This is a genomic window from Rothia sp. 88186D007BW, assembly GCF_053544215.1.
Genome location: NZ_JBPPTR010000009.1, coordinates 41,098 through 65,997, shown reverse-complemented (window position 1 = coordinate 65,997; position 24,900 = coordinate 41,098). Strand labels below are relative to the sequence as shown.

Below are 24,900 nucleotides of genomic sequence, written 5' to 3'. Positions count from 1 at the left end.
TTAGGCTTTTGAGGGAATAATTGCACCTACCTTTAGGGGTGGGCGGGCAGGTTTCCCCGCCCGCCTGCGTCCTGCCCTCTTAGCGGGGCTCGGTGGTGCGTTCTTCGAACTCTTCAGCAATTTTAAGCAGGCGGGCGTTAGCTTGGTCCTCACCGATGCTCACCCGCACCCCTTCCCCAGCAAAAGCACGCACAGCCAGGGCATTGGCCTCAGCCAGGGCGGCGAAAGCAGTGGAGTGCTCCCCCAGGGGCAGCCAGACGAAGTTGGCGCGGGTTTCTGGCACCCAGTAGCCCAGGTTCTTCAGCCCGGTAACCATCTTTTCACGCTCAGCAACCAGGTGCTCTACGCGTTCCATGACCTCATCCGTGTGCTCGATAGATGCAATAGCGGCCCGCTCTGCCAGGGCGCTCACCGCAAAGGGGGTGGCACCTACGCGCAGGTGGGCGGTGACCTCAGGGTGGGTGATGGAATAGCCCACGCGCAGACCCGCTAGTCCCTGGGCCTTAGAGAAGGTACGCAAAATAGCGACGTTGGGGTAGTCGGGGTATACGTCCAGACCATTGACGGGAGGCTCCTGCCCCTCAGGGATCTCAGAGGCCGCACAGAACTCAAAGTAAGCCTCGTCGATAACCGCCAGCACATCGCTGGGCACCTTAACCAGGAAGTTACGCACCTGGCTTTCAGTGACGGCCGGGCCGGTGGGGTTATTGGGGGTGCAGATCAGAATGACGCGGGTCTGGTCAGTTACCGCTGCTGCCATAGCATCAAGGTCGTGGGCACCATTAGGCAGGTTAGGCACCTGAACACTCTTAGCACCGGCTAGGCCCACACAAATCGGGTAAGCCTCAAAAGAGCGCCAGGCATATATCACTTCGTCTTGGACGCCATCGGCGTGGGTCCCTGCGAAAGTAGCCAGAATCTGGGTTAAAGCGCCCAGGCTACCTGCACCGGTGACAATATCATCAGGGTTAACCCCCAGGTGCTCCCCCAAGGAGGTGCGCAAGGCGGTGGAGAGCGGGTCGGGGTAGCGGTGCACAGTATCGAACTCAGCTAAGAGACCAGCCACTGAGGCTACTGGTCCGAAGGGGTTCTCATTGGATGAGAGCTTGTACTGGGTCAGGCCCTCTACCTGCGCCGGGGGCTTGCCTGCGGCGTACTGAGGGAGCTGGGTAAAGACCGGGCGGGGGTTCAGCCCGGAACGCTGTGAACTTGTCATGCCACCCATTCTAGTGGTGAGAGCCATAAAACCTAGGGTTGGGGCGCCCTTCTTTCAGCCAGTGATACACCCAGTCAGTGGTTGCAGGCCTGTATATCTGGTAAAGTTTTCTTTCGTTCGCCCCCTCAATCAGGGGTGAGAACAGGCCTCCATAGCTCAGGGGTAGAGCATTTCCCTCGTAAAGAAAAGGTCGTCGGTTCAAATCCGACTGGGGGCTCCATAACTAAAATCTCGCATCAAGCGCCGGTTCAGGTGAAGTCGATGCGAGATTTTTTATGCCCCCCCTTCAGCCTGGGGTAGCTGGTGGGCTAGTCCTCCCCCATGTGGTTATCAGCCCCATAACCAATCAGGTAAGCCCAAATCCAGGCGGTCACTGCCGCCAAAAAAGGCACCACCAGCAGGTGAGTATCGTTAGCAAAAAGCCAACGGTAGAAGCCCCAGAGCGCACCTGAAGGAATAAGAAGCAGGGCAAAGAGCAGCAAGAACCCGGCAGAAAAGCCGCCGCCGGGTGTCCTGCGTGTTTGGAAACCAAAGTAATTCTTCACACCACCTATCCTACCGCCGGCCCCGGTCAGCTATCGCAGCAGCCCGTAGTGAGGGGCTACTTTAGCTCTTGGGTACCTACTAGATCTTGCTGCCTACTAGCTCGTGGCACCTACTAGCTTTTGGTGCCCATGGGCCCTGCCGTATCAACGGCCCCGGGCTCTTTCTTCCACCCTGCCCCGAAGTGGCGGTCTTTGAAATGCATAACCGGCACTTCAACCACCAGGTAGATAGCCACACCGGCAGCTACCCCCAGGGGGGCCAGCAGGGCAACCTGTGCTGGGTTGGGTAGCCCGTGCAGGTGGGGTTCTAGGGCTTTGAAGAGCACATCGTGCACCAGGTAGATGCTGTAGCTTGAGAGGCCAATGAGCTGTAGGGGGCGCCAGGCCAAGAAACGGTGCACCGCAGCCCCTAGAGGCTGACGCGAGGCAACTAAGCCCCAGAGCATGATGGCAGAAGCAGCCCAGGCCTGGAGGGAATAGCGCACCGTATCGCGGAAGGTATCATCACGAATCACCAAGGTCAGTAGGTAAACCCCCAGGGCGGCGCAGAACACCCAGTTGCGCCCTAGAAGCGGAATGGTGCGTCCGCCCCAGGCCAGGGCACCTGGCCGGTAGTGGCGGCCAGTTATCTTGCGACCCAACACTATCTCGTCCCTAGCATAGCGGTGATACCAGAGGGCGGTGAGCATACCGATAGCGATAGCCTCCATGCGGGTATCGGTACCAAAATAGATACGGTCGGCACTTGCCCCTGCATCATGGAGCACCCAGCGCGAGAGCGAAGAATAGAGCGCCACAGCCACCCCGAGCACAGTCAGGGCCCGCCGGTAGGCTCCCCAGCGCACCAGCACCAGCCAAATCAGGGCAAAGACCAGGTAGAACTGTTCTTCAATCGACAGAGACCACATCACATGCGTACCCGGTAGCACCGTAATCTGCGAGTCTAGGTAGCGCAGGTTAAAGAAGAAGAAAATCTGCCCTAGAAAGTCCAGGGTGTCGACGGCCCCACCCATCGCCCGATATATCAGCGTAGGGATCACAATCGCAAGAATCAGGGGCGGGGCAATCTTGAGCAAGCGGCGAATATAGAAGCCCGCTACATCAAAGCCACCAGTCTTATCGCGTTCTCGCAAGAGCAGGTAGGTGATGATGAAACCAGAGATTGCAAAGAAAATCGTGACACCTGACCCACCTGGCACGAAGGTCAGCCCGGCGTGGGAGAAAACCACCAGAAGTACCGCAAAAGCGCGCATTGCGTCAATGTGGGCGTAGCGGTTCATAGCCTAGAAGTCCCCTTCTCATTTCGGTGCGATGTCTAGCGGTGCCCTGAGAAAGCGCGAAGGGGCACCCCACTACCTTACCGGCTCAGGCCACAGGCGGGCAGGCGCTTTTTAGGGGATAGCTAGACCCTAGAGCTGATGGCACCTGGTGAGGGCACTGAGGTAAGCGATTCTTCCCGGGCGGCATCTAGGTGGGCTTGGGCGTCCTTAAGGTGTTGCTCTACTGCTTCGATTCGGCGGGCGATGGTGGCGGTTGAGACGGTGCTCTCACCGGTGCAGTGCAACATGGCCAGGGCTTCAGCGCAAAGGGCTAGGGAATTGCCGGCCTTGGAGAGGGCCCGGTGCAGGTCGGAGTAGATGCCGGTGGGTGAGGCAGGAATATCATTTGATGCGCTGGGGGCCAGGCGCTGTGCCTCGGTTGCGATGGTGCGGACGCGCGGTAGCAGGTCTGCCAGGTCATTAGCAAGGGGTACGAGCTGGTCGAAGGTAGGCCCGGCAGGGATGCGTTCAAGGATCTGGTGGAAACGGTTGAGGCCTCGCACAAAGCGGTCGTGGGCGCGGCGCCAGAGGCCTTTGCCGAGTTCGGCGTCATCCCTGCGATGGTGTAGGAAGTCTTTGATACCCACGGGTGCTCCTTTTACGAGGACTACATGCTTAGGTTACTCTAATATCTACCCTGGGGTAGGAGGATGGAACGGCATCTTACCTCGGACTTCCCTCATCGCCAGGCTCTTGAGGGGTGAGCGGTTAAGCAGGTTCGCTCTCTAAGGAGAGCAAGGGCACAAGCACTAGTATTTTGCTTTAAAGCCACAGCTGTGTAACATTGTAGAAGTGCTTGAGCACAGTTTGGATGGTTGTCCGAGCGGCCGAAGGAGCTGGTCTTGAAAACCAGTAGGCGGCAACCCCGTCTCGTGGGTTCAAATCCCACACCATCCGCCACGAAAACCCGCTTCCGCAAGGGAGCGGGTTTTTTCATGCCCTCGCTGAAGCTACCCACTATGGGGCTACCGGGCTAAAGCCAAAAAGACAGAGACAAGAGACCAAGATACAAAAAGTGGGGCAGGCCTTAACGCCTACCCCACCTCTAGCTATTAAATAAGCTCCCGTTAGTAGCCACTGGTGGCCGTTGCACCAATAAATACGACAATAAAGACAAGATAAATAAGGAAGAAAAGTACGGCGATAATACCCAGGCCCAGACCAATCCAGCCGGTCACCTTACCAGCAGTAGCCTCAACACCGTATGATTCCGCCTTACGGGCCTGGGAAAGAGCCAGGGGGCCGAAGATTAGCCCAAGACCTGAGACGACGATGCCCAGGATGCCAAACAGCAGAGCATTCTGCGAGTGTTTCTGCCCTTCAGGGCTAACAGGGGCCCACTGGCCGTAAGGCTGCTGGGTATAGGTTTCAGTTGAGGAAGGCTGCTGTTGAGCAGGAGCGCTGTAGGAGCCGTGTGTCTGCTCGGAGTTCTGAGAAGCGTTTGGGGTGTTTGGGGTGTAAGACTCTGACATACCTATTTCCTGATGGTGAGGTTTTGGGGTGATACCACTCTAGTTTACCAGTCCACATTTTTAAGCCCCTAGAGTTCGCCTTACTAAACTAACTCCTAAGGTTTTGACCCCGGCTACTTTTATGGCTAGTATGGGTAGAGCTGTGTTGCTAGGCCACGTTGACGAGCCTCTGCACAGACTATGGAGACGTGCCAGAGCGGCCGAATGGACTTCACTGCTAATGAAGGGTCGGGGTTAAACTCGACCGGGGGTTCAAATCCCCCCGTCTCCGCTCACGAAACCCCGGTTGACCTGGTCAACCGGGGTTTTTCTATTCCCCAAATGTCGCAAAATGAGTCAGACGCGCCTCACCCTCAACCAACTGGTCCCAATCTCCTACCACCTGAAAAACGGTGAGGGACGAGGGGGCATAACCGTAGGAGGCATCCATAAGTGCCTCATAATCTGAATCGGGGCGAGCCAACTGTAGGGCGGCGTCCTGCACACCGGGCAGATGAGCAATCAACATCAGGGACTGCACCCCTGAAGGGGTGCGGTTAATAGCGGTCAGTAGAGCCGAAGCAGGCGCATTATAGAGACGCTCATCAAGGCTAGCGGTAGGAGCTTTCTCCCCCAAAGCATCGGACACCCAGGTTGTGGTCTGCCGCGTCCGCAGGGCCGCTGAGCTCACCAGCATCTCAGGCACCAAACCCTCCTGCTTCAGCCACTGCCCTGCCCGCCTGGCCTGCTCACTGCCGCGGCGGGTCAAGGGCCGGTTGAAATCATCAAGGCCCCAATCAGCCTCAGCATGACGCATGATGATGAGGGTGCGGGCATCGTGACGAGGCAAGGCGAAATCGGTCATAGAACCATCCTACTCGGCTCTAGCTGACCCCCAGAAAACTCTTGAGCAGGTAAATGGTCTCTTCCGGCTTCTCAGAATGCACCCAATGCCCAGCCCCCTTAATCACCACCCGGCGAACCCGGGGAAAGAGCTCCTTCATAGGTTCTAGATCAGCATCTGTAATGTAGGGCGATTCGCCACCGGCTATCCACAGGACCGGCTTCTCAAAGGAACCCTCAGCCCCTGGCCAGCCCATAATCTCAGGCAAATGACGGCGCAGCATGGTCAGGTTAGGTTCCCAGGAATTTCCAGCATTGGACATGGTCAAATTCTGCAAAAGAAAAGCCCGAGTACCGGCCACCGGCACGTTAACAGCCAAATCAGCCTCCGCCTGGGAGCGGGTAGTGTACGTATCAATCGGCAGATTCAGCATAGAATCCATGAGAATCTCAAAACTCCCCTTAGACTCACCGGGAGCAATATCAATGACCACCAGCTTGCTCACCAGGTGCGGGTGCCGCAGAGCCAAGAGCATAGCGATCTTCCCGCCCATCGAGTGCCCCATGAGCACCACAGGCTCACCGGCCCCGAACTCTTCAACAGCTTCAGCCGCCAAATCAGCCATCTGCCGGTAGTCGAAGCTCTCTGTCCAGAAGCTAGCCCCGTGATTCGGCAAATCAACAAGCAGGGTTTGCACGCCCTCCCCCAGGCCTTTAGCGATACGGGTAAAGTTCTTACCCCGCCCCAACAAACCATGCAAAAAGACAGTTTTAAGGGGGCCAGAACCAACGAGCGATGTTTTCAGAGTGGGAACAGTCATGCTATCTACTCTACTACCGCTCACTTACCTGACCCCCAGCAGGTGAGCGGGGGCGTCCTCACACAAAAAAAGGGGCACCGCTTACCAGGCTGGAGAGCTGGTTGCGGTGCCCGCCCCCGGTGCAGGGGCTACGTTGAGGGGGCTGGGTTTAGATGGAGTATTCCGGTGCTGCCCAGACAACAACCTCGGGGTGCTCATAGAAACGGTAGCCCTGACCGCGCACAGTACGCACGGTGTTTGATAGGCGCCCTAGCTTAGAACGCAGACGGCGAATATGCACATCAATAGTGCGCTCGTTGGGGATTTCTTCGGCATCGTGCCAGAGGCTGGTCAGAAGTTCCTCACGGGCTACGGTACGCTGACCATTTTCGACCAGGTAGTTAAGAAGCTCAAACTCTTTGTAGGTGAGGTTCAGCAATTCGCCGTCCAAGTAGACCTCACGACGGGAAAGATCAATCAAGACACCCACAGAGTGAGTGGGCTTGTCGTCCTCGCTACCGTGATGAGCGGACGCAGGGACCACCTCCGGCTGGTAGTGCACGGCAGTAGGGTCACCCAGTGCGTTACGGACGACCTCAAGGTCGCTACCTTGCGCATCAGCAGGAGCCAGAGCCACTGCCGCATAGGATTCAGCGCCAGGAACCTGATCTTGCACATAAGCACGGGTGTCTTGCACGATACGCACCAAAGAAGTTCCCTGCTGGGCAGCGGCTTCTTCACTCAGGCCCACATAAATAACGAAACCGCGAGCCTCGTTCTCCTGGGCAGCTACGCGTGGAGGCTCATGCTTATAGGTCATAGGGCGAAGGTTAGCGGGTTGCTGCTTTGCGATACCACGTTGATGACCAGCTGCGCCCTGTTGGCGCTGAGCGGCAGAACGGTTGCGCTGCGAGATGTGAACATACCCCGGTGCACCTGACATTTTGCCTACCTTCTCCCTGTAATGAGTTGAGCAATGAGTGTGTGGTTCCACTAGAGAGCAAACCCTGTGTAGAAGGCCTACTGTCCGCTTTTAATCGTTGTCTGAATGTGTACTTAAAGCAAGTAACAATCGCTTATTTTTTACGTTAATTTGAGTCTAGCCCCTCAATAGGGGCCAGTAAACATGAAAAACCTTACATTCAACAGCATACTTTTTCACCCTAAGAGTCTAAATAAAGCAATATCAGCCCCGATTTTCTGCATATTTTTACCTGATAAAGCAAGTAAATAACTAGAACGTCTAAAAATTATTTGTCAATACCCTCTAGTGAAAAAATCTCACCATGCAATATTTTTCCCGTCAAAGACCACCCCAAACACACTCGTCCGCCCCACAAGAAAGGGAGGCAGCTTACCCACAGGAAAGCCACCCCCTGCACAGCACAACAAGGCGCTACTCAGCCACCCCGTAAAGGCGATCCCCAGCATCACCCAAACCAGGCACAATATAGGCCTTATCATTCAAACGCTCATCCTGAGCCGCCAAGAAAAGATCAACATCCTCAAAGCCCTCAAGACCCTTCTCAAGAGCCTCGATACCCTCAGGGGCACCCAACAGGCACAGGCAGGTCACCTGCTCAGCCCCGCGAGCGCGCAGGAACTTAATCGCCTCAATCAGAGTGCCACCGGTAGCCAGCATAGGGTCAAGCACAAACACCTGACGGCCCGTCAGGTCTGCAGGCAGACGCTCCGCATAAGTGACGATATCCAGGGTTTCTTCATTGCGGGCCATACCCAAGAAACCTACTTCTGCGGTAGGAATCAGGCGGGTCATACCTTCTAGCATGCCCAGCCCAGCGCGCAGAATCGGCACAATCAGGGGGCGGGGGCTCGCAAGGTGCGACCCCATAGTAGTTGCAACAGGGGTCTTGACCTCGCGTGGCTCTACACGAATATCACGGGTAGCTTCGTAGGCTAATAGCGTCACCAGCTCATCAACAAGTTGGCGGAAAATCGGGGACGGAGTGGTCTCATCGCGAAGAACAGTGATTTTGTGGTCTACCAGGGGGTGGTCTAGAACTTTAATACGCATACTTAAAAACTACCACCGGCCCGCAGACCCAAGCCCCACCGGCCCACAGCTACCCCAGCCCTCGACCAGTCACCAACACCACCGCAACGAGCAGAGCAGCAGACCCCCAACCGTATGCGAGCGCTCGCAGACACACCACCAGCACCTAGCCACCGCCCCGCCCTTAACGCTAGGCTTAACCCACACCAGCAGACCAACAGCGAAAGGAGCGCCCCCATGACCACAACCGCTCACCAAACCACAGCCACCACCCAGGACTTCCAGAACGCGCTAGAAACCGTCCTCGACCGCCTAGAGGGAGTAAACGCTATCCTGGCTACCCAGTAGCGCACCCACCCGCCCCCCCTATGCGATATGTGGCCCTATCTGAAGCCCTAGCAGTACACGCCCGCCTAGCACCGGGCCAGCACCTCAAACCCGGTGGGGAGCACCTGCTAGAAAGCGCCCTAGCCCGCCCTGCCACCAGCTACGCAGGGCACGAACTTTACCCCGGTATCTTCAACAAAGCCGCAGCCCTCCTAGAGGCGCTGGTACAGAATCACCCTTTTACGGACGGCAACAAGCGCACCGCCTACACCTGCACCGTCCTGTTCATGTATCTGAATGACTGGGATATTCTCCCCCTAGAGGTGCTTGAAGATAACGAGCAAGCACAGTTTGTTGTTCAGGTAGCAGAGCACTCACTGACCTTTGAGCAGATAGCCCAGCAGCTCGAACAGTGGGCGACACCCCACAGCTCACAGCCCTAGTCCAGCCTGTGCCCGCCCCCCCCCACTCGTCCGTGCTGACCCTGTTAATCTGGGAACTATGAGCACCACCAGCCAGCAGGCCCCACCGGCCACCCGCGCCCCGTAGCCGTCCACTGACCCCGTAGGCCCAGCAGTATCAGGCACCGCCACCGGCCAACCGCCCCGCCATTTATCCGCGTCCGCCCCAATCTCGAGCACCCGGCCCGCGCTCGCTGACACCCGCCCAGCCCTCGACCAGCACCTCGAAGCCCGGCCCGCAGCAGGGGCACCCGAAGCCCGCCTTAGTGCCGACTTGCTCAACATTTTTTGTCAGATTTTTGTCAAGCAACCTTTTTCGGGCACGAAAAAACCCGCCCCACCTAGCTTTCACTAGGGGAAACGGGTTTTTCTTACTGGCGGTGACGGAGGGATTTGAACCCTCGGTACGGGGTTACCGTACACAACATTTCGAGTGTTGCACCTTCGGCCGCTCGGACACGTCACCAAACTCTGGAAATCTTACCCTAGATACCCTAACCGCTCAACCTCGTCAGGTGCGTAGAAGGAACTGTGCCTTGAATATAGCCGTCGATGGTGAGCATCGCTAGTCTGGCTCCTTCATCAGAGGTGCGCTCGGCCCCGTGGCGGGTTTTATCCATAGAGAGCATAAAAACAGCACCAAAAATAATGACGGAGACACCCTCAATTGAATAATCAGTTCGCACCGTATAGCGGCTACTTAGATTACTGATGAGTTTACGAATAAAACGCATAATATCGGCGCGAATTAGATCGGTAGTAGGTGACCTCTGCTCCCCTGACCGCCAGAGCTCAGAGATCCAGAGCCGGGCGAATCCGGGGTGCTCACCCAGGTAGATATTGGCGACGCGCAGGGCACTTTGTAGAGCTTCGCGGGGGTCCTCGTGTTGGCTTGCCTGCGTCATTTCCGCTAGCAGGAGCTTGGCCCCGTATTGGAGGAGCTGGTCTATCATGGTCTTCTTTGACCCGAAGTTATAGTAAACCGTGCCTTTTGAAACTCCGGCGCGCTCTGCGATGTCTTCCACGGTGGTGGCGGTGGGGCCATCTGCGCTCATGATGTCCATGGCTGCTTGGAAGAGTTTGAGCTGGGTTTTGTTGGTGCGTCCGGGGCGGCGCGAGTTGGCTTCAACTACCGGTGCCTGGTGGGCGTAGACGACCGCTTCTATCTCTTGTTTGGTCACATCTACCCCTTACCTTATTTGAAAAAATACTATTCCTTTTTCAAAGATACAGGATGAGAGGGCGGAGACGCGGCTTTCTGTAGGGCGTTTCAGGGCATCTTCCCACCCCTTAGCGTTGTTTTCTAAAGAAAGTAGTCAGAAGCTCTGCACATTCACCCTCAAGCACCCCGGAATACACCTCCACCCAATGATTGACCTTACGATCACGCAAAACATCATAGACACTACCGGCCGCACCAGTTTTCTCCTCCCAGGCCCCCATCACCACTCTAGGCAGACGGGCCAGCAGAATCGCACCAGCACACATCAAACAGGGTTCTAGGGTAACAACCAGGGTGCAGCCCTCCAACCGCCAGCTCCCCAGATGCTCAGCGGCCTGGCGGATAGCGATAACCTCCGCATGGGCGGTGGGGTCAGCGTCCGCCTCCCGCCGGTTATAGCCGCACCCAATCACCTGACCAGCAGCATCCACCACAAGCGCACCAATAGGAACATCACCACTTGCCAAAGCCAATTTTGCCTGGTCAATAGCCTGACGCATCAAGGCCTCATGGTTCAGATTACGAGGACGGTCAGGCAAAGGTGAGCGGGGCATGGTTCCTTCAGCGTATGTTTAGTGAGTAAGGGCCAGGGCATAAGGCAGGACGCTCGTCGCACCGGCTGCGCGCAGAATACGGGCAAGAACGGTCGTAGACCAGCGAGAATCAATTCTATCGGTAACAACCAGCACCGGCCCCGGGTTAGAGGCCAGGTAGTCAGCAGCCGCCGGGGGCAGACTGTAGGCCCCCAGTACCCCTGCACAACGAAAGACACTGTTACCACCAAAGTGGGCGGGGGCGTCCTTTACCTCAAAGTCACCTAAATCGACCAGGCGCCCGGCTGAGGCGATACCGCGGGCCAGCGATGAGACCAGCTGCGGACGCACCGGCGACGGCAAACCAATCACAGCAGTAGGGCGCTGCTCCCAATCCCATTCGGCCAGCACCTGTAAGCTGGCCCGGCCCAGGTCGGCTGGCACCGGCCCGTCCACAGGCTGCCCATCGGGGCCGGGGACAAAAATCTCACGCAGACGGTTGCCCCAGCCCAGGTCAGTTAGGCGGGCCAGCGCCCGGCCGGTGCTAGCTCGTTCAGCTTCGGCAATTTTGCCGCGCAGGGGCTTGCCAGTTACCTCGTGGGTGGCTTGGGGTGCTAGCTGGTTAAGGCCGGTAGGCCACATGCCGCGCGGTTCGATGGGCACACCCACTCGGGTGAGGGCAGATTCTGCTTGCTCTATCAGGGCAGGGTTGAAGCCGGTAGGGTACCAGGGGCCGGCGCACACGTCGCAGATGCCGCAGGGGCCGGCGGTATGGTCATCTAGTTCGCGGGCGAGGAAGACCATGCGGCAGATGTCGGTGTGCTGGTAAGCCAGCATGGCAGCCTGTTCCTGTTCACGGGCCTGGCGCACCCGGGCGTAGCGCGGTGCATCGTAGGCCCAGGGGGCACCGGTTGCTACCCAGCCGCGGGCACCGCGTTCTACCGCACCCTCGACAGCTAGAACTTTAAGGAGTAGGTCAAGAGATGAGCGTTTAACATCGACCCGGGCCTCAAGGGCAGGCAGGCTCAGCTCTTGCCCCGTGGCGGTTGCTTGGCTAAGGGCAGCTAGGACGGCGCTGGTGTTCTCTTCGGTGGGCATGGAGGCGGTGGCAAAGTAATCCCAGATTTCTGCATCTTCACTACCGGGAAGCAAAAGCACGTCAGCTTTAACGGCGCCGCGCCCGGCTCGGCCTACCTGCTGGTAGTAAGCCACAGCACTCGATGGGGCACCCAGGTGCACCACAAACCCCAGGTCGGGCTTATCAAAGCCCATCCCTAGGGCGCTGGTAGCAATCAGGGCCTTGACCCGGTTTTCTTTAAGAGCGCTCTCGGCTTCTCGGCGTTCATCGGGGTCAGTTTTACCGGTGTAGGCCAGTACCTCATAGCCTGCTGCGCGTAGGGCGGTGGCTGTATCTTCAGCCGCCGAAACGGTCAAGGTATAAACAATGCCAGAGCCTGGCAGGTCGCCTAGGTGGGTGGACAGCCAGCCCAGGCGGTCGCTGGCCGTTGGTAGAGCCAGAACACCCAGGCGTAATGAATCTCGTGAGAGCGGCCCGCGCAGAATAAAAACATCATCAGCTAGGCCCTGCCCCTCTGCTGCTTGTCTGTGAGTGCCAAGCTGTTCGGCGACGTCCTGCACTACCCGCTCGTTAGCGGTTGCGGTAGTAGCTAGCACGGGGACGCCGGTGGGTAGGGCTGCGATGAGGTCACGAATACGGCGGTAGTCGGGGCGGAAGTCGTGGCCCCAATCCGAGATACAGTGGGCCTCGTCAATCACCAGCAGCCCGCAGGTAGCCACCAGTTCAGGGAGCCATTCAGCCCGGAAAGAAGGGTTATTGAGCCGCTCAGGGCCCACCAGCAAAACATCGAGTTCACCGGCTGCTAGCTGGGTGCGCACAGCATCCCACTCAGTCACGTTCGAGGAGTTAACCATCGCTGCCCGCACCCCGGCACGGGTAGCAGCCTGCACCTGGTCGCGCATGAGAGCCAGTAGGGGCGAGACAATCAGGGCAGGGCCGCTACCCCGCTGGCGCAGGAGCAGGGCGGAGAGGAAGTAGACCGCTGATTTGCCCCAGCCGGTGCGCTGGATAACTAGGGCCCGGCGGCGTTCTTGCACCAGAGCTTCAATAGCTTCGAACTGGCCAGGGTGAAAGGTGGCAGCGGTGCTACCAGTAAGCCGCCCCAGCAGCTCGGTGGCCTCTGTCCGCAGGTTTGTAGCTGGGCGGAGGCCACCGGCAACCGGGTGAGTTCGGTGGGGTGAGGGCACTTCCGTTAGCCCTGGGTCGTACCCAGGTAGGCCTGCTGCTGCTTCCACTGCTGGTAGATCTTGGTCTCACGCATGTAGGCAGAGACGGGGCTCTTCCAGACAAAGATGAGGAAAACGATGGCCAGGGCACCGGCGATAAGGCCGGTCAGATTGCTCCAGTGGAAGTAGAAGAAGAGAGAAAGCAGGCCCAGGAGCAAACCAAGTATCTGGAAGCTGGCAACAATGGTGAGGACGATACGGGCCCAGTTGCGCCCCTTGTTCATCATGATGGTGAAGAAGACCAGCAGAGCAGACCAGATAAGCCCCCAGACCAGGCTCACAATGATTCCAGCAGCCATGATACTGGGCTCCGTGTTGATGTTCATCTCCGCTTCCATAGCTGCGCGCTCTTCAGGGGAAACCATATTGCCAAAGACGGAAAGAATCCCATTCGTTGATGCCTGCTGAATCTCCTGGTAGAAAATAGCAGTAAGAATAGAGCCCAAAAGACCCAGACCAATCATGATGTACATGATGAGGCTAGCGGTCTTCAGGGCCTGAGGGCGCTCAGGGGCGTCCATATGTTCAGGTAGTCCCTGCCCGTAGGCCTGGGCGTAACCCGCATACGCTCCCTGCTGGCTGTAGTAGCCAGGCTGGGTTGCCGAGTAGGCCGGAGGCTGAGCCTGGTTGGGGTAAGCCGGGGGCTGCTGGGGCTGATAGTTGCCGGTGGGGGTGTCGTTACCGGGGTGCTGGCTCACGGTGAGTCCTCCTGGTCAGTAGTTACCTAATGCTTGCTTTAAGCCTACCGGCCGGTGGCCCTGCTCACCAGAGTTTACGCGCTCAGGAAGATGCCACGCGCCCGATCTTTCCTAACAGCTGAGGCCGGGAAGACGCGTCCGCGCATAGAGATATAGACGCCAGGTTGAAGCAAATTGAGAGCAGCCACCGCCGCACCCAGGTTAAAAATGGCATCAGACTGACGCATAGAAGCAGGCTGCATAGCCCCGGTCAGCACCACAACCTTCTCCCCCAGGCGAGCCTGAGCCTCAAGGTAACGGGCTGTCTCGGGCATAGTGTCAGTGCCGCCAGTGGCCAGAACGGTAACAGTTTCTACATTCTTGATAGGCATAGCTTCCTTACACGTCAAATTTAACACTTCAGTGTAACTAGAAATATGCCACACCACTTTTTTAGAATAAAACGTGAGCGTTTAGCTCACCCAAAACACCCCTACCACTAGGAGCAAAACATGAAGCTCTCACCCAAAGTAGCAGCAACCCTCTCAGCAGCTGCACTAGCCCTCTCTATGGCGTCCGTACCTGCCACAGCCGCCGAAAGCACCGACACTGGCAAGGGCACCATCATCAACACTTACCCCGAGGCCCCCGCCCTCAACGCCACTCTGCCCATCGTGGAGACCTACCACAAGAACGATTCCATCAAGGCCAATATCCTCAACGCTCGCCCCGTCTGCAACGCTTGGGAAGACTACCGCACCGTGGTCTACAAGGTCACCGACAACTTCACCCCCGTCGGCACCATCTCAACCACCAACAAGACCTCAGCCCCGGTCAGCCTAACCCAAAACCTCTCCAAGACCCAGACCGTCACCATGACCGTCAACGGCTCCCAAACCCAAACAACCTCAGTTAATCTAGGCGGCACCCAGAACCTGGACAAGGGCAGCATCAACGCAGGCATCGCCTACTCCATTGCCAAGACCGTAGGCGGGGACGCCTCCTACTCCCTGTCTTGGAGCGTCGGCCAGACCATCGGCCCCTACGAAGTACCCGCAGGCTACACCGGCGAAGCCACCTACGGCTTCCGCACCATCGCCATGACCGGAACCCAGCAGTACTGCATGCTCAACGGTACCTGGTCCAACCCCGTTGCCTGGCGCGCCAATGTTCCTATCAAAAACCAGGTCACCGTCAAGCTCTACAACAACCCCGCTGACTCCTACTAAACCGACCTGTCTTTGAGAGAAAGTACAACCATGCAGACTGCTATCACCCGTCGCACCGCCCTCATCTCCCTAGCTCTGGGCACCGCCTCCCTGGCCTTTGCCTCAACCGCAGCCCGGGCCGCCACACCCGCCTACGACCTCGAGCCCGTCCTCACCGTCTCTTCCTGGAAGGCTGAAGGTTACGCTGGTCTGGTTGCTCTACGCCTCAAGAACGTGGGTGCTGAGCGCTACTACGGCGACTTCCCCGTCGTCTCCTTCCGCATCGACGTGAAAACGGCCTCGGGCCCCACCGGCGTTGACCGCCTCATCACTCCCGGCTGGTTTAACGGTGCTTACACCCGCGACCTGGGCTTTGACGCTGCAACCTCAACCCGTAGCTTCCTGGTCACCCTGGCTAACCCCATCAAGGCCGGTGAAACCCAGCTTGTCGCTAACCTCAACTTCGGTGACGGCCTCACCTCAGAGGGCCGCCTCTACAATTACGTCACCGTCACCCAGGTAGGTCGCATCGCCGGTGACACCTCAACCGGTAACGACCAGAACCGTGACTCCCGCAAAATTACCCTGACCGACACCGGCCGCAAGGCAAGCGGCATTTTCTAAGCCATCTAGCCCCAAAGTCACCGTTCTCGGTTCGTTGCGCCCCGGCGTCCTTACCCATGGGGTAGAAGGACGCCGGGGCGCAGCCTTTCGCCAGGGAAGGACTAGGTCGTAGCATAGGGAAGGTAACCGACCTTCTGTGAAAGGCTAATCATGCCCGAAAACTCTGCGCTTACCCTGAGCTTCCCCATCGTAGGAGCCCAATGGCTAGCTACCAATATCGCCGCCCCCAACCTGGTTATTCTAGATGCCTCTGTGGGCGACTTTGCCGGGGCTAGCACCGGCATACCGGGCGCCCGCCGTTTTGATATTGACGGCCAATTCAGCGCCCCCGAGGGTGTGCATACCATGCTCAGTGCCGAAGACTTTGAAGCCAAGGTGCGCGCCCTAGGTATCAGTAAGGACGCCGCCATCGTAGTCTATGACCGCCAGGGCATGTTCTCTGCAGCCCGCGGCTGGTTCATGTTTGTGGCCATGGGGCACGATAACGTCGCTGTACTCGACGGGGGCTTACCTGCCTGGGAGTCAGCCGGTTTCAACCAGCTCCCCCTCAACGAGGGCCCCTTCACCCCCGGCTCTTTTGCGGCAGAAGACCGTGGCCTCTTTGTGGACGCCCTGACTACCAAGGCTTTTGCTGAGCGGCAGGACGCCGCCGTCATTGATGCCCGTAGCGCCGAGCGTTTTGCCGGCACCGCCCCCGAGCCCCGCCCGGGCCTGCGGGCAGGGCATATCCCCGGTTCAGTCAATCTGCCCTTTACGTCCCTACTCGATGAGCAAGGACGTTTCCGCGCCCCTGAAGAGATCAAGGCCGCTGTTGACCAGGTGGCAGGAGATGCCGAAACCCTGATTTTCTCGTGCGGCTCCGGTGTAACCGCCTGCATTACTGCCCTGGCCGCCTACGTTTCGGGTTATACCGAGCTGGCTGTCTATGACGGTTCCTGAGCCGAATGGGGTGCAGAGGACCCGGCCGGTCTACGTCCGGTTGAGAAATAGAGAGGCTGCTCCCCCAGCGCTAGGGTTATAGGCCAGGGTTCTTGGTAGGCCCTAGGCCCTGGGGGATAACCAGGGGCAAGCCCTGGTGCACCAGCACCTCAGCCTCCACCTGATAGACAGTATCTATAATCTGTGGGGTCAGCACCTCTAAGGGGCTGCCCTGGGCCAGCATCCGGCCCTTGTGTAGCACGATTAGCTCATCGCACATCCGGGCAGCAAGATTAATATCGTGCAGCACGACCACACCGAGGCTCTGCTCTGCCTGAGCTTTTGCGCGTACCTGCTCCAAGATAAAAATCTGGTGGTGCACATCAAGGGCGGAGGTCGGCTCGTCCAAAAGCATGAGGGCAGGAGAGCCCACCATCATCTGGGCGATAGCTACAAGCTGACGCTGCCCACCAGATAGCTCTGAGAGATACTTTTGGGCAAACCCAGCTAGCCCCAGCTCGTTCATCACGGTTGCCGTATGGTCGATGGGGTCTGCCAGCCCTTCTCGTCGCGCGGCGATGAGGACAGTCTCAAAGGCCCGTAGCGCAGCTGTATGAGGTAGGCCCTGCGGAACATACCCGATACCCCGGTCGTTTTCGTCCTTAAGATAGATAACCCCATCTTGCTTCTTGTGAATTCCGGCCAGCGTTTTGACCAGGGTTGTCTTCCCAGAAGCATTAGGGCCCAAGACACCAACAAGTTTGCCTCCAGTGAGTGGAGCTAGCGTCAGGCTATCTAAAATACGGTGTTTGCCGTAGCCAGCACATAGGCCCTCAACTATGAGCTCCATAGCGAGCGCCTCCTGGTCATAACAATAGTGATGAAGAAGGGCACCCCGATGAGGGCGGTCACGATGCCGATGGGGATAGTTACTCCCGGTTTAACCAGTAGGCTCACGGTGTGGGCGCACGACATCAAGGCCACTCCCGATGCCATTGAGGCGGGAATGAAATACCGTTGGTCCTCCCCTACCAGCATGCGAGCAATGTGGGGGCCTACCAGGCCGATAAATCCAATGATTCCGGCGAAAGCAACTGTGGTTGCTGCTAGTAGGGAGACAATGATGAGCACCCCCACCCGCAGGCGGGAGGTATTGACGCCCATAGCTGCGGCACGGTCCTCGCCCATACGTAAGGCTGTGAGTTTCCAGGAAAGGGAAAGCAGGAGAGGTAGGCAGAGGGCGAGTACCGCTGCCATGATGGCGTTGGCTGCCCAGTTAGCTCTCGTCATTGACCCTAGTGACCAGAAAACGATTTGTGAGAGTGCTTCGGTGCTGGCCTGGTATTGGATAAGTGCCAGCATGGCCTGGAAGAAGAAGACTAGACCGATGCCTAGGAGCACCATTATTTCGGCTTGTGCCCCGCGCAGAATCGCAGCTACAACAATGACGGTGGTAGCAAGGAAGGCGGAGAGCCAGGCGATAAGAGCCAGGTTAAGTTGGGGGTGAGTGAGGATCTGCCAGTTAAGGACGATTGCTGCGGCTCCGCCGAAGGCGGCCCCTGCAGAGACTCCTAGAGTAAAAGGCTCTGCAAGGGGGTTATTGAGAATAGTCTGCATCTGAGCCCCAGCTAGCGACAGGGACGCACCGATGAGGACGGCCATGACTGCCATGGGTAGGCGCAATTCCCACACAACGGTATATGTTTGCGGCGAGAGGTCAGCGGGGTGAAAGAGACCCCTGATGACTTCTCCTGCTGAGAGGGGGATTGCCCCGACCATATTGCTGGTGATGAAGGCAATTAGGGCTATGCCCCATAGACCGGCGATAAGAGCAAGTCGTTTGGTAACGAGTCTTCGGTGGGCTGTAGCTAGCTGGGTGACAGCAGATTTATTGTTCATGGGGTGCTATTGAGGTGCTGAAGAAGGTTCCTTCACCGGTGACAGGGGAGTATTTTTCTTGGGCTTGCATCCACTGGGTGTTCACGTCGATGTCTGCGTATGCTTCAGGGTGCATCCAAGATGCAATTTGCAGGAGGGCGAGGTAGTTGAAGGGGGAGTTATAGAACTGGTGCCATAGGCCGTGCACGTTGCCTGTTTTTACTGCGGTGAGGGTGTCGAAGCCGGCTTGTTCTTGGTAGAGCTTGTTGATGCTCTCTTGTGCCTCTGTTTCGCTGATGCGGTACCCTAGGGCTGCGTAGCCGACGGGGTTGCCTTCTTTGTTGCGTTTCTCAGACCAGTCACCGCCGGTAGCGATGATGATGTTAGGGTTCTGTTCGATAACTTTTTCTGGGGTGAGGGCCCCTGATTCGCCGTCGATAACAGCATCACCGATGTTGGTTCCTGCGGCGACGTTAACTAGTTGGGAGATGTTGGAGTCGTTCCATGATTGGCAGCAGTCGCTTAAGGCAGCGGCGCGCCATACGAAGGTGGTGGGCTTGTCGGAGTCCGCTATTTGAGCGCTGCGGCTTTTGACTAGGTCAACGGTTTCTTGCCACTCTTTGTTGAAGTCTTGGGCTTCTTTCTCATGGTCGAAGACTTCACCGAAGATGTCCATGGAGCGGGTGGTGTTTTCTAGGGGTTTGGCGCGGAAGTCTGTGACCGCGAAGGTGAGGTTGGACTCTTCCATTTTCTCAATGAGACCGGTTTTTTCGCTGGCCTGGTATTGGTCAAGGGAGAGCAGAATGATGTCTGGTTGGAGGCTGATGAGGTTTTCCACAGCGACGTCGCCCTTGGTGAACCCGCCGATTTCGGGGAGGTCTTTGACCTCGGGGTTAACTTTTTCAAGTTCGGTCATGTAATCGGGCACGTTGGATTTGAGGTCGCTACCGATGGCTACGACTTTGTCGAGTGGTTGCTCTTTGTTGAGGATGCCGGTGGCGAAGACAGAGCGGCCTTCTCCTAGGATGATTCGTTCTGGTTGCTTGTCGAGGGCGACGGTGCGGCCGGTGATATCGGTGAAGCTGACGGCAGCGGTGGTGTCGTCTGCGTTCTTGCTGGGTGTTGAGGGGGCAGCACATGAGGCGAAGGTGCTACCAAGAAGCATGAGGCAGGTGGTTGCGGCGATTCGCCGTAGGGTTCCTGTGCGAGGGCTCATTGGGGGTGCTTTCTGAGTAGTTGAATGAGGAGCACCACCACCATAGCTTAATTAGGTTAGCCTTACCAAATAATTTAATAAGGTCTATCTTAGGTCTTCCTGTGTGTGGGGAAACCTGAAACTAATGCACAGAAACCCCGGCGATATGCAAGAGCAGGGATCGTTCCGGGTTATACCGAGCTGGCTGTCTATGACGGCTCCTGGGCCGAATGGGGTACAGAGGCCCCGGCCGGTCTGCACCCGGTTGAACGGTAACGCTACTTACCGAAGTTTTCGGTCCAGTAGTCATTGGTGCCGGTGATGTTGCCATCCTCATCGTAGAGGTAGAAACCCTTGCGGTCGGCAACACCGCTGAAGCCAGCGTCGAGAGCTTCCTTGAGCTTGGCACCGAACTCGCGCACGGTAGCGTCCTCACTCGCTGAAGCGATATGGGAGGCGACGTTGAAGCCCACAGTGTCGTAGGCGGCGAAGGGCCCGGATTTGGTACCGGTGGCGATAGTCCATGCCTTATCGATTTCCTCGGGGGTGCCTACACCATTGACGTAGAGCTTTGCACCGGCATCGAGCCAGGGAATGAGCAGGGAGTTCAGCAGGTAGCCGGGCTGTTCCTTGCGGACATAGACGGGAACCATGCCGGTTTCTTCGGCGTAGCGGATGGCGTCCTTGATGTTCTCTTCATCGGTCTTGGCGGTGCCCATAATCTCTGCGGTGTTGCGGATCCAGACGCGGTTGGCGTAGTGGATAGCCAGGAAGCGGTCGGTGTGGCCACTGGCGTCTGCAAAGTCAGAGGGTAGTAGGGACGAGGTGTTGGTGGCAAGCAGGGTGCGCTCATCAGCAAGTTCACCGACCTTAGCCCAGGTTTCGCGCTTGAGGTCGAGGTTTTCAGGCACAGCCTCGATGACGATATCAACGTCGCCGACCGCTTCTTTGAGGTCACTGGTGGGGACGATGCGGGCGATGGCTTCGTCGAACTTTTCGGGGGTGTAGTCGGGAAGATCCTGTTCGTAGCCCTGACGGATCCAGGTCCAGCGGTCGGTTAGTTTTTCGAGGGCTTCGGGGAAGGGATCGTAGGCAAATACCTTCTTGCCGTGCCAGGCTGCCTGCATGATGATTTGTGAGCCCAGGACGCCGGTGCCCAGAACAGCTACGGTCTTGAATTCGCGTGACATGGTCATCTTCTCCTTCGAAGTTACATTTCATTGATGTAATAAACATTACACCCACTTATCCCGAAAGGGAAACTTTACAAGGAAAATATTAAGAAGCGTGTCGGGCACCATCGAACACAGACTATGACGGCTCCTGGGCCCAATGGAGTGCAGAGGACCCGGCGGGTCGGGTTGCGTCCGGTTAAGAAATAGAGAGGCTACTAGACCGCTCAAAGTGGGGGTTACAGGCGGCGGGTTCTTGGGAGCGCTTTGGGGCAGCACCTGCCCCTAGACAAGAACGAGCGTGCGTCTTATCGCTGAGCGTGCAGTTGGCAGGTGCACTCTCAGCGATAAGACGCACGCTCGATAATAAGAGAGAAGCGGACGGGGCGCCCACCTCTGCCGCCTAGATGCAGAAAACCCCGCCCCGGCATCGCCGGAACGGGGTGCATCTGATGAAGATGTGCGCCCTGTGGGGCTCGAACCCACGACCCACGGATTAAAAGTCCGATGCTCTACCAACTGAGCTAAAGGCGCATCCACTGAGTAAACTCAGCGTCTCCCACTATACACTCTCCCAGCCCAAACCTGCAAAAACCCGAGCCGTGGCGGGCGTCCGCGCCGCTACCGTGCTGTAATAACTGTGTGAGCGATCTTCTGCACAACCCCCTGGCCAGCTACATCGCAGCCCTGCTGCTCTTCCTTGGCCTCACCACAGCCCTCCTGATTGCGCACAAGATCCGACTACGCTGGCAACCCTACATCGCTACCGTGCGGGCCTGCCTGCAACTTGCCGTGATTGCTCTTCTGCTACAAGGCATCCTGGCGGCCCCTTGGGCCCTGGTGCTCTTTATCGCCCTCATGCTTACCACCGCAACCGCCACCTCAGGTAAGCACAGTAGGCAGCTCCATCATGGGCTAGTAGCCACCACCCTGGCCATCATCACTGGGCCGCTGATCTCTGTTGCTCTCATCTTCCTCCTGGGGCTAGTGCCCTACTCCACCCAAAATCTGGTGGCTGTTGCCGGTATCGTCATCGGCGGCACCATGGCTATCACCACCCTCACAGCCCGCAATTTCACCGCCCTTGCCACCGCCCGGCAAGGCGAAATTGAAGGCTGGCTAGCCTTAGGGGCCACAGCCCCAGTAGCCTTTCGTGACATCACCAAAGCCGCAATCACAGAAGCCCTCACCCCCGGCCTTGACCAGACTCGTGCCACCGGTCTGGTCACCCTGCCTGGAACCTTCGTTGGGGCTCTCATGGGTGGGGCCTCACCCCTACTCGCAGCCCAGCTCCAAGTCGCCGTACTGGCAGGCCAAACCCTTGCCGGCACCATCTCAGCTCTCATACTCACCAGCATCGTCACCCGCACCCGGGTTTTACCCCTGACCACATAGTCTTCCCCTTTCTCCCCTAGCAGATCTACACTGGTAGGCATGCCCTCTGAGACCCGCTTTCACCGCCCCGTCCGCCTCTCCACCGAAAAGTTTGAACGCTACCAGGGGGCAGGTAGCCCAGAAGACCTAGCTACTGCCGCCCAGGCGTCCGCCCGTGCCCTGCTCTCGCGCGGACGCGCCAACGAAGACCCCTCAGTCACTAAACGCCTAGTTCACTACACCGATGAGTTCGGTATCGAAGCAGTAGCAGAGCTCTGGTCGAGGGCCGCAGCGGTCACCATCGCTGGGGCTCTTTGGCGTATCTACGCCCTGCGCGGGGTGATTCGCGCTAACTCTCAGCTCATGAGCCACTACTATGAGCGTGGCATGCACTCTAGCTACCTGGCCCAGGCCCTAGCCGGGGTGCCCTCCCCACCCACAGCCAACGAAATTTGTGCCACCGTTGATGCCATCCTTGCTGGGGCCTACACCGGCGATTTTGATGTTGCCCTCAACCGCTTTGCGGCTTTCTGCCGGGTGCTGGCACTAGGTCAGGACGACGTCGCCCTAGAACTGCGGCACGGCCAGACCGTCTCACCACGCGGCGGGCCCCCTCATGAAGCCACCAGCACCTACTCCCCCTCCGCCGAGGTGCGCGATGAGGCGGCGGTGCGGGCCGCCCGCCTGCGGTCAGCAGCCCGCAAACTAACCGGTACCGCCCGGGAACTCGAAGAAGCAGCCCTCAACTGGCGGGCAGGAACCCTGGACTAGCAGCCGCGCACCCACCTGCCCGACAAGCAAAATTCTTGGGGTCAACGATGGGGGTTGACACCACTGACGAAGAAGAGAATGATGGATACCAAGATGTCAGGCTGCTAATAGGTAGCCCCGGGCTCCAAATCTTTAGCCGCTTCGAGCGGCCTTCCGCCGAGAGGCGCTCCCAGCCTGACATCGCTAAACTTCATACCGCTAGACGCCGGGCGCCGCCTCCCTTTCCACGAGGCAGGTAGCCCGGCTTCTGCGTCCACCCCGGAAGAGGCCAGGGGCGTCAGCTCGTTAACCTTGGCACGGTACCATAACATCAGCACCTGACCGATCGACCACACACAGGAGAGCTGGCCCATGCTCCAACGCATGTTCCCCCACGAAAACACCTCACTGACCGCCCTCGCTGCACTCTCAGAACAGGTCACAGGGGCAGCCGCCCTACTCTCAGAAATGGTCGGTGCCCCAGAAGAACGCTACCCCGAACTCCTCGAACGCGCCCTCACCCACGAAGCAACAAGCCTCGACATGCTACACACCACCATGACCGCGGTGCGCAGCTCCTTCTCAACCCCCATCCCCCGCGAAGACATCTACACCCTAGCCGTCTCGCTCAACAACGTGGTAGAAAAACTCACCTCAGCAGCTAACATCCTGCACCTCTACCACATTGTACGGTTCTCACCCAAGGCAGCCACCGTGCTCGACATCATCCAACGCCAAGCCCTGCTCACCACCGAAACCATCCCCAAACTCAGCACCCTCCGCGACCTCGACGACTACTGGATCACCCTGATACGCATCACCAAACAAGCGGTGCGCATGGCCGAAGAATACGACGCAGACATTCAAGACCGCTACAAGCAAACCCGCTACCTACAAACCACCCGGTTCGTGCACAAGCTCATAGAAGCCTCAGAAGCAATGCGCACCGTCGCCACCGAAATTGGCCGCATCATCGTGCAGGAATCCTAGTGACCCTCACCCTCTTTACCCTCAGCTGCCTAGCCCTGATTGCCTTCACCTTCGTCACCGGCTTTCACGACGCCCCCAACGCCACCGCAATACCCGTTAAAACCCGGGCCCTCACCCCCAAAATAGCCCTCCGCACCAGCGCCCTCTTCAACACCATCGGGATGGCGACAACCGGTATCATGCTCGGGTCAGTCACCACCCACTGGCTGACCGTACCCCCAAACCAGACCGGCCTAGGGCTCATCTTTACCGCCCTCATCACAGCTATCAGCTGGAGCATTATCACCTGGTGGTTCCGCATCCCCTCATCGTCCACCCACGCCCTCATCGGGGGCCTAGCAGGGGCAGCATGGGCAGCTCAAACCACCGGCCTTGGAACCTTCAACCCCTTCTCAGAGCCCCTCGCCACCTTCATCGTCGTGCCCCTTATCCTGGCACCTATCCTCCTCTTCCTTGTAGCCTGGGCAGCTGTCTTCCCCTTCTACGGCCTATTTCGGCGTTCCTACCCTGCCACCGTCAACCGCTTCTCCCGTAGCGTGCTCTCCCTAGCTAACTCCCTTATCTCCCTGGTTCACGGCATCCAGACCGGGCAGCGGGTCGTCGTCATCTACGCTGTTCTACTCCTCGCAGCCGGGCTAGAAGCAGGCCCTGCCACCTACATAGTCTCAGCTGTCTTCCTTGCCCTCGTGCTAGGTCTTGGCACCCTCCGAGGAAGTTCCCGTATCGGCTATACCTTCGCCCACCAGATGGTCAAAGTTGACCCTTTCCGCGGGGCAGTAGCACAAAGCTCAACAGCCCTGGCCATGGTGCTGCTCCAATTCTTCTTAAATACCCCCGTCTCCTCCTCTCACCTCGCAGCCTCAGCCGTGCTCGGCTCAGGGGTCAACCAGCGCTTCGCTGCGGTACGCTACAAAATCGTGCTGCGCATTATCTTGACCTGGCTGATTACCATGCCCATCTGCTTCGTACTCTCAGCAACCCTCTTCCTGGCGCTCTCACCCCTGCTATAGCGCTCCCACCACCAGCAATGTGCGACTAGACTGTACAGGAGGAACCCTCGTACCCCTCCCAGCTACTCA

Annotated in this window: 26 protein-coding genes and 5 tRNA genes; 11 read left to right on the top strand and 20 right to left on the bottom strand. The window is 58.1% G+C overall.

Translation table 11 applies throughout. From position 1 onward, the window contains the following. Window positions 1-79: 79 nt before the first annotated feature. Window positions 80-1,216, bottom strand: coding sequence for a histidinol-phosphate transaminase (locus ACEE09_RS06545; protein ID WP_449083166.1), 1,137 nt, complete (start codon window positions 1,214-1,216; stop codon window positions 80-82). A gap of 145 nt (window positions 1,217-1,361) precedes the next feature. On the opposite strand from ACEE09_RS06545, the gene ACEE09_RS06540 reads away from it, so the two are divergent. Then, window positions 1,362-1,436, top strand: a tRNA-Thr gene (locus ACEE09_RS06540). Between the two features lie 88 nt (window positions 1,437-1,524). Here the strand turns inward: ACEE09_RS06540 and ACEE09_RS06535 are convergent. The 3 genes from ACEE09_RS06535 to ACEE09_RS06525 all read right to left on the bottom strand — a co-directional run bounded on the left by ACEE09_RS06535 (window position 1,525) and on the right by ACEE09_RS06525 (window position 3,667). Further along, window positions 1,525-1,761 carry a hypothetical protein gene (locus tag ACEE09_RS06535; RefSeq protein ID WP_449083164.1) on the bottom strand — a complete coding sequence of 79 codons (237 nt, stop codon included), beginning with the start codon at window positions 1,759-1,761 and terminating at the stop codon, window positions 1,525-1,527. Between the two features lie 113 nt (window positions 1,762-1,874). Next, window positions 1,875-3,041, bottom strand: a complete 1,167-nt coding sequence (locus tag ACEE09_RS06530; RefSeq protein WP_449083163.1) for an acyltransferase family protein — start codon at window positions 3,039-3,041, stop codon at window positions 1,875-1,877. 122 nt (window positions 3,042-3,163) lie between these two features. Then, on the bottom strand, window positions 3,164-3,667 hold the full coding sequence (locus ACEE09_RS06525; protein ID WP_449083161.1) for a dehydrogenase: 504 nt from the start codon (window positions 3,665-3,667) through the stop codon (window positions 3,164-3,166). A gap of 222 nt (window positions 3,668-3,889) precedes the next feature. Between ACEE09_RS06525 and ACEE09_RS06520 the strand changes: the two genes are divergently transcribed. Next, window positions 3,890-3,980 (top strand) — tRNA-Ser (locus ACEE09_RS06520). A 167-nt stretch (window positions 3,981-4,147) separates the two neighbouring features. Here ACEE09_RS06520 and ACEE09_RS06515 read toward each other — a convergent pair. Continuing rightward, window positions 4,148-4,552 carry a DUF4190 domain-containing protein gene (locus ACEE09_RS06515; protein WP_449083159.1) on the bottom strand — a complete coding sequence of 135 codons (405 nt, stop codon included), beginning with the start codon at window positions 4,550-4,552 and terminating at the stop codon, window positions 4,148-4,150. Between the two features lie 182 nt (window positions 4,553-4,734). Between ACEE09_RS06515 and ACEE09_RS06510 the strand changes: the two genes are divergently transcribed. Continuing rightward, window positions 4,735-4,823, top strand: a tRNA-Ser gene (locus tag ACEE09_RS06510). A 39-nt stretch (window positions 4,824-4,862) separates the two neighbouring features. Here ACEE09_RS06510 and ACEE09_RS06505 read toward each other — a convergent pair. From ACEE09_RS06505 to upp, 4 genes are all read right to left on the bottom strand, one after another. Then, window positions 4,863-5,396 (bottom strand): SixA phosphatase family protein, encoded by a 534-nt coding sequence (locus tag ACEE09_RS06505; RefSeq protein ID WP_449083157.1) that lies wholly within the window; start codon window positions 5,394-5,396, stop codon window positions 4,863-4,865. A 19-nt stretch (window positions 5,397-5,415) separates the two neighbouring features. Continuing rightward, complete coding sequence (locus tag ACEE09_RS06500) at window positions 5,416-6,195, bottom strand: alpha/beta fold hydrolase (protein ID WP_449083155.1); 780 nt, start codon at window positions 6,193-6,195, stop codon at window positions 5,416-5,418. Between the two features lie 148 nt (window positions 6,196-6,343). Continuing rightward, window positions 6,344-7,117, bottom strand: coding sequence for a winged helix-turn-helix domain-containing protein (locus ACEE09_RS06495; RefSeq protein ID WP_449083153.1), 774 nt, complete (start codon window positions 7,115-7,117; stop codon window positions 6,344-6,346). Between the two features lie 453 nt (window positions 7,118-7,570). Continuing rightward, the gene (gene upp, locus ACEE09_RS06490) at window positions 7,571-8,209 is read right to left on the bottom strand and encodes a uracil phosphoribosyltransferase (RefSeq protein ID WP_449083151.1); all 639 of its coding nucleotides are present in this window, start codon (window positions 8,207-8,209) and stop codon (window positions 7,571-7,573) included. A 356-nt stretch (window positions 8,210-8,565) separates the two neighbouring features. On the opposite strand from upp, the gene ACEE09_RS06485 reads away from it, so the two are divergent. Beyond that, window positions 8,566-8,958: a type II toxin-antitoxin system death-on-curing family toxin gene (locus ACEE09_RS06485; protein ID WP_449083149.1), complete on the top strand. Its 393-nt coding sequence runs from the start codon at window positions 8,566-8,568 to the stop codon at window positions 8,956-8,958. A 393-nt stretch (window positions 8,959-9,351) separates the two neighbouring features. On the opposite strand, the gene ACEE09_RS06480 is transcribed toward ACEE09_RS06485, so the two are convergent. From ACEE09_RS06480 to ACEE09_RS06455, 6 genes are all read right to left on the bottom strand, one after another. Then, window positions 9,352-9,442: transfer RNA gene (locus ACEE09_RS06480), tRNA-Ser, on the bottom strand. Between the two features lie 28 nt (window positions 9,443-9,470). Next, window positions 9,471-10,157, bottom strand: coding sequence for a TetR/AcrR family transcriptional regulator (locus ACEE09_RS06475; RefSeq protein WP_449083147.1), 687 nt, complete (start codon window positions 10,155-10,157; stop codon window positions 9,471-9,473). Between the two features lie 109 nt (window positions 10,158-10,266). Continuing rightward, complete coding sequence (tadA, locus tag ACEE09_RS06470; protein WP_449083146.1) at window positions 10,267-10,752, bottom strand: tRNA adenosine(34) deaminase TadA; 486 nt, start codon at window positions 10,750-10,752, stop codon at window positions 10,267-10,269. An 18-nt stretch (window positions 10,753-10,770) separates the two neighbouring features. Then, window positions 10,771-12,996, bottom strand: coding sequence for a RecQ family ATP-dependent DNA helicase (locus ACEE09_RS06465; RefSeq protein WP_449083247.1), 2,226 nt, complete (start codon window positions 12,994-12,996; stop codon window positions 10,771-10,773). 5 nt (window positions 12,997-13,001) lie between these two features. After that, entirely contained in the window at window positions 13,002-13,733 is a 732-nt protein-coding gene (locus ACEE09_RS06460; RefSeq protein WP_449083144.1) for a hypothetical protein, read from the bottom strand. A gap of 74 nt (window positions 13,734-13,807) precedes the next feature. Continuing rightward, the gene (locus ACEE09_RS06455) at window positions 13,808-14,104 is read right to left on the bottom strand and encodes an asparaginase domain-containing protein (RefSeq protein ID WP_449083142.1); all 297 of its coding nucleotides are present in this window, start codon (window positions 14,102-14,104) and stop codon (window positions 13,808-13,810) included. 120 nt (window positions 14,105-14,224) lie between these two features. Between ACEE09_RS06455 and ACEE09_RS06450 the strand changes: the two genes are divergently transcribed. The 3 genes from ACEE09_RS06450 to ACEE09_RS06440 all read left to right on the top strand — a co-directional run bounded on the left by ACEE09_RS06450 (window position 14,225) and on the right by ACEE09_RS06440 (window position 16,483). Beyond that, a complete protein-coding gene (locus tag ACEE09_RS06450) occupies window positions 14,225-14,941 on the top strand; it encodes a hypothetical protein (RefSeq protein WP_449083140.1) in 717 nt (238 codons plus the stop codon). A 30-nt stretch (window positions 14,942-14,971) separates the two neighbouring features. Next, window positions 14,972-15,544: a hypothetical protein gene (locus ACEE09_RS06445; RefSeq protein ID WP_449083138.1), complete on the top strand. Its 573-nt coding sequence runs from the start codon at window positions 14,972-14,974 to the stop codon at window positions 15,542-15,544. Window positions 15,545-15,694: 150 nt separating this feature from the next. Continuing rightward, on the top strand, window positions 15,695-16,483 hold the full coding sequence (locus tag ACEE09_RS06440) for a sulfurtransferase (protein ID WP_449083137.1): 789 nt from the start codon (window positions 15,695-15,697) through the stop codon (window positions 16,481-16,483). 76 nt (window positions 16,484-16,559) lie between these two features. Here ACEE09_RS06440 and ACEE09_RS06435 read toward each other — a convergent pair whose 3' ends face one another. The 5 genes from ACEE09_RS06435 to ACEE09_RS06415 form a co-directional block, all read right to left on the bottom strand. Next, window positions 16,560-17,312: an ABC transporter ATP-binding protein gene (locus tag ACEE09_RS06435; RefSeq protein ID WP_449083135.1), complete on the bottom strand. Its 753-nt coding sequence runs from the start codon at window positions 17,310-17,312 to the stop codon at window positions 16,560-16,562. Then, on the bottom strand, window positions 17,300-18,361 hold the full coding sequence (locus ACEE09_RS06430) for a FecCD family ABC transporter permease (RefSeq protein ID WP_449083133.1): 1,062 nt from the start codon (window positions 18,359-18,361) through the stop codon (window positions 17,300-17,302). The genes ACEE09_RS06435 and ACEE09_RS06430 overlap by 13 nt, the downstream gene beginning before the upstream one ends. Next, window positions 18,351-19,556 carry an ABC transporter substrate-binding protein gene (locus ACEE09_RS06425; protein WP_449083131.1) on the bottom strand — a complete coding sequence of 402 codons (1,206 nt, stop codon included), beginning with the start codon at window positions 19,554-19,556 and terminating at the stop codon, window positions 18,351-18,353. The genes ACEE09_RS06430 and ACEE09_RS06425 overlap by 11 nt, the downstream gene beginning before the upstream one ends. Window positions 19,557-19,813: 257 nt before the next feature. After that, window positions 19,814-20,725, bottom strand: coding sequence for a 3-hydroxyacyl-CoA dehydrogenase NAD-binding domain-containing protein (locus ACEE09_RS06420; RefSeq protein ID WP_449083129.1), 912 nt, complete (start codon window positions 20,723-20,725; stop codon window positions 19,814-19,816). 443 nt (window positions 20,726-21,168) lie between these two features. After that, window positions 21,169-21,241, bottom strand: a tRNA-Lys gene (locus ACEE09_RS06415). Window positions 21,242-21,349: 108 nt separating this feature from the next. On the opposite strand from ACEE09_RS06415, the gene ACEE09_RS06410 reads away from it, so the two are divergent. From ACEE09_RS06410 to ACEE09_RS06395, 4 genes are all read left to right on the top strand, one after another. Continuing rightward, window positions 21,350-22,102 carry an ABC transporter permease gene (locus ACEE09_RS06410; protein ID WP_449083128.1) on the top strand — a complete coding sequence of 251 codons (753 nt, stop codon included), beginning with the start codon at window positions 21,350-21,352 and terminating at the stop codon, window positions 22,100-22,102. A 39-nt stretch (window positions 22,103-22,141) separates the two neighbouring features. Further along, window positions 22,142-22,852, top strand: coding sequence for a histone acetyltransferase (locus ACEE09_RS06405; RefSeq protein WP_449083126.1), 711 nt, complete (start codon window positions 22,142-22,144; stop codon window positions 22,850-22,852). A gap of 351 nt (window positions 22,853-23,203) precedes the next feature. Next, on the top strand, window positions 23,204-23,821 hold the full coding sequence (locus tag ACEE09_RS06400) for a DUF47 domain-containing protein (protein WP_449083124.1): 618 nt from the start codon (window positions 23,204-23,206) through the stop codon (window positions 23,819-23,821). Continuing rightward, window positions 23,821-24,831, top strand: a complete 1,011-nt coding sequence (locus ACEE09_RS06395) for an anion permease (RefSeq protein ID WP_449083122.1) — start codon at window positions 23,821-23,823, stop codon at window positions 24,829-24,831. Before ACEE09_RS06400 ends, ACEE09_RS06395 begins: the two co-directional genes overlap by 1 nt. Window positions 24,832-24,900 lie beyond the last annotated feature (69 nt).